This is a genomic window from Nocardiopsis sp. TSRI0078, assembly GCF_001905145.1.
Lineage (GTDB): Bacteria > Actinomycetota > Actinomycetes > Streptosporangiales > Streptosporangiaceae > Nocardiopsis.
Genome location: NZ_LWLB01000030.1, coordinates 1 through 3661, shown reverse-complemented (window position 1 = coordinate 3661; position 3661 = coordinate 1). Strand labels below are relative to the sequence as shown.

Annotated in this window: 3 protein-coding genes, 1 tRNA gene and 2 pseudogenes; 3 read left to right on the top strand and 3 right to left on the bottom strand. The window is 71.9% G+C overall.

What is annotated here, in order from left to right; all coding sequences use genetic code 11:
- Nucleotides 1–271, top strand: a pseudogene (locus tag A6A08_RS17050) (serine/threonine protein kinase); the annotation flags it as partial.
- Between the two features lie 77 nt (nt 272–348).
- Here A6A08_RS17050 and A6A08_RS17045 read toward each other — a convergent pair.
- Together A6A08_RS17045 and bcp are read right to left on the bottom strand one after the other, a co-directional pair.
- Nucleotides 349–423, bottom strand: a tRNA-Leu gene (locus A6A08_RS17045).
- 113 nt (nt 424–536) lie between these two features.
- Entirely contained in the window at nt 537–1019 is a 483-nt protein-coding gene (bcp, locus tag A6A08_RS17040; RefSeq protein WP_073703609.1) for a thioredoxin-dependent thiol peroxidase, read from the bottom strand.
- Nucleotides 1020–1348: 329 nt separating this feature from the next.
- On the opposite strand from bcp, the gene A6A08_RS17035 reads away from it, so the two are divergent.
- Complete coding sequence (locus A6A08_RS17035) at nt 1349–2473, top strand: CDP-alcohol phosphatidyltransferase family protein (protein ID WP_073703608.1); 1125 nt, start codon at nt 1349–1351, stop codon at nt 2471–2473.
- A gap of 16 nt (nt 2474–2489) precedes the next feature.
- Complete coding sequence (locus A6A08_RS17030; protein WP_073703607.1) at nt 2490–2885, top strand: DUF3618 domain-containing protein; 396 nt, start codon at nt 2490–2492, stop codon at nt 2883–2885.
- An 85-nt stretch (nt 2886–2970) separates the two neighbouring features.
- On the opposite strand, the pseudogene A6A08_RS17025 reads toward A6A08_RS17030, so the two are convergent.
- Nucleotides 2971–3661 (bottom strand): annotated as a pseudogene (locus tag A6A08_RS17025) (amino acid deaminase/aldolase); the annotation flags it as partial.

The following is a 3661-nucleotide window of genomic DNA, read 5'->3' as shown; positions in this document are numbered from 1 at the left end:
GGGTGAGGAGGACCACCCCGAGTCGGCCCGTGAGCACTTCAGGGCGGGCGCGCACGTGCTGGCCGAGTCCATCAACGAGCGGCTGCGCAGCAGTCCCGAGGCGATGAACTCGATCATGACGTCCATCCGCGAGTCCACGGACACGCTGGGGCTGACCAGTTCGGGCCGGCACGCCGAGAAGAGCCGGATGCCGGTGGTCGCCGTCGTCGCGGTCGCCCTCGGCGTGCTCGTGCTGCTGGCCGTGATGCTGTGGGCGCTGCTGGGCCGCTAGGCGAAAGCCGGGCCGCGGGGGGAGAGCACGAAGGCCCGCGGCCGGGGTGTGGATCCCCGGGCAGCGGGCCCGCTCGGTAGGGCCGGCGGGATTCGAACCCGCACTGTACAGCACCTAAAGCTGCCGTCTCCTGCCGGTTGGACTACGGCCCCGTGAGGACAACTGTACCGGTGCCCGGACCGAATCCGGCCTCCAGGGCGTGTTCGCCGAACGCGCCCCGAGGCCCCTGGGCCCGGTCCGGCCGGACCGGGCACCGGTACGGGGATCAGAGGCCCAGTTCCCTCTTGATGCGGTCGACGTGGCCGGTGGCCTTCACGTTGTAGAAGGCCTTCTCCACCCTGCCGTCGGTGCCCACGACGACAGTGGAGCGGATGACGCCCTGGACGACGCGGCCGTAGTTCTTCTTCTCCCCGTACGCGCCGTAGGCACGCAGGGTGTCCTTGTCCGGGTCGCCGAGCAGGGTGAAGGTCAGGCCCTCCTTCTCCCGGAACTGGGCGAGCTTGTCGCTGCCGTCCGGGGAGACGCCCAGCACGGTGAACCCGGCGGAGTCGAACTCGCGCAGGTTGTCGCGGAAGTCGCAGGCCTCCGTGGTGCACCCGGGGGTCATGGCCGCGGGGTAGAAGTACAGGACGACGCGGTTGCCGGTGGAGGCCAGCACCTCGCTCAGGGTGACGGGCTTGCCGTCGGCGTCGTCGAGGGTGAAGTCGGGCGCCTGGTCACCGGGCTCCAGACGGATCGGGTCGCTCACGCGGTGTTCTCCTCTGCTCTCGGGCGGGGCGGTCCGGCCCCGCCGGCTCTCGTCACTCACCCTAGCGACCTGGCGGTGTCCGACGCCTGGTGGATTGACGCTTCGTGGGTTGTGCCAGGCTGGGGGTACGGTCTTCGGTTGCGATTCCGGTTCGGTTCGTCCGCATCGGGAGTGACCAGCGGTGCGATCACCTATTGTTGACGCACTTGGCCTTTCGGCCGGTTCTCCGGCGGCGCCCGCCGCGCGCACCGGGACTCCGCGCCGCTGGCGGTGCCCGGAGCCCGCCGGACCGGAACACATCCGCTTCGCTGTGGGGAGTATTGGCGACGATGCCCGCATTCACACTCGACGAGGTCAGGGCCCGGACCCTCAAGGAGCGCGACTCCTGGTGGACGGTCTACCTCGTGGACCCGGTCGCGGTCCGGCTCGTCCGCCTCCTGGCCAACCGGACCTCGGCCACACCCAACCAGCTGACGGTGGTCGCGCTGTTCCTGGGGCTCGGAGCGGCCGTCTGCTTCTCCCTGGGCTACCGCCAGTTCCTCGCCCTGGGCGCGCTGCTGTACTTCCTGTGCTTCCTCGTGGACTGCGTGGACGGCAAACTGGCCCGGCTCACCGGCTCCGAGACGCTGTTCGGGGCGTGGATGGACTACGTCTCCGACCGGTTCCGCGTGCTGGTGTGCGTGGTCGCCCTCATGGGCGGACAGTACGTGGTGGCCGCGGACGCCTCCGACGACGGCCGCGGGCCGGTGTGGTTCGTGTGGCTGGCCCTGGCCGTGGTGTTCCTGGACATGCTGCGCTACCTCAACGCGCTCCAGGTCTACAAGGTACGCCGTGAGATGCGCTCGCACCTGGCCGCCGCGCTGGAGCGTGCACGCGCGACCCTGTCGATGCTGGAGCCGGAGGAGGACGACACCGGCTCCGCCACCGGCGCGGGCGGGCGCACGATGAGCGACGGCGGCGAGCAGGCGGTACTGCGGCACGGCATCGGCGTGCTGGAGCAGATCCTGCACAGCCAGAACGAGCGCGAGGCGCGCAACCAGCGCACGGCGGGCAAGCAGCCCGACCTCACCCTGCCCAAGGTGGACCTGCACCAGGAGTTCCGGCACCGCTTCCCCTGGTACCAGCGGTTCTGGGCCTCGCTCAACGTCCGGCGCGTGCGCACCCACCTGGTCGGCGGCATCGAGTTCCAGATGACGGTGTTCATCATCTCCCCGCTGGCGGTCGCGGTCTTCGCGGAGCCGTCCCTGATTGGGTGGATCACCGCTGTGGCGGGCGTTTTGCTCCTCGCCTTCGAGATCGCCATCATCTATAAACTGTGGTTGTCCACGCGGGACTTCTTCCGCGTGGTCGACGGAATCGACAGCGCGCTGAGGTTCTCCGGCCCGTCCGACGGCGCGGAGGAGGAGGGTCGGGACACCGACTCGGGCACGGGATCCCAGACGAGCCTGCGCTAGTGGAGAGAGGCACCCTATGACGGGACGCGACACCGAACCGCGCCAGACCCCTGCGGATATCGAGGCGGAGATCAACCGCGAACAGCGGCGGCTCGCCGAGACCCTGGACCAGTTGAGCGTGCAGGCCCGGCCCGCCAACATCGCCCGGAGGCAGATGGACAGGGCCCGCGAGCGCGGTGCCCGGATCGTCGACGAGGCGCGTGCCCTGGTCGTCGGCGGCGGAGCAGTGCGGGTGGAGAGCCGGCCCGTGGAGCCCGCGGAGGGCAGCATCGTCGTCAAGGGTGACAACGAGGTCATCACCACCTACCAGTCGCGAGGACAGCTCCCCCCGGAGGCCGTGATCCTCGCGGTCGGCGTCGGCGCGGTCCTCGCCGCGGGCGTGGTGGCCTGGGCGGTGCGCCGCAGGAGGTAGTGCCCACAGCAGACGGGGGAAGGGGGAGGGGCCCGCGCGAGGCGCGCGGGCCCCTCCCCCGTGCGCGCTGTCCCCGGGGCTCGGCCTAGAGGAAGGCCTGCCCCTCGCCCCGGTAGGTGGGGACGGCACCCGCGTACTCGCCGGTGTCGGAGTCGACCAGGTGCAGGGTGTCGAAGCGCTCGCACAGCTCTCCCGCCTTGGCGTGGCGCATCCACACCCGGTCGCCGACCGACAGACCGTCGGCCGCGGCTCCGAGCAGGGGCGTCTGCACCTCGCCCGCGCCTTCGTTGGGGCTGTAGGAGAGCCCGGCGGGCAGGTGGGGGAGCGGGGCGCGGTGGGCGTTCACCGGTCCGGAGGCCGGATAGCCGCCGCCGAGGGCGGTGGCCACGCCGGGGGCGGGGCGCCGGACCACCGGGAGCGCGAACAGGGCGGCGGGGCGGCCGCCGAAGGACCGGTAGTGGTCGAACAGGTGCGGGTGGTAGAGCCCCGACCCCGCCGCGAGCTCGGTCACCGCCCTCTCCCGGCCGGTGGTGTGCAGGCTGCCGGTACCGCCGCCGTTGACGAAGCGCAGGTCGGCGACGGCGCGGACGGCGCGCACGATCGCGGCCCTGCGCCGGGCCAGCTCCAGGGCGGACCGGCGCTGGACGGCGCGCAGGAGGCGGCCGTAGAGGGGCCGGCCGGGCGGGGCGTCTCCCACTCCGGCGATCTGGCCCTCGTAGGCCATGATCCCGTCCAGCTCCAGTTCGGGGCGGGCCGCGACGGCGCGGGCGAGCGCG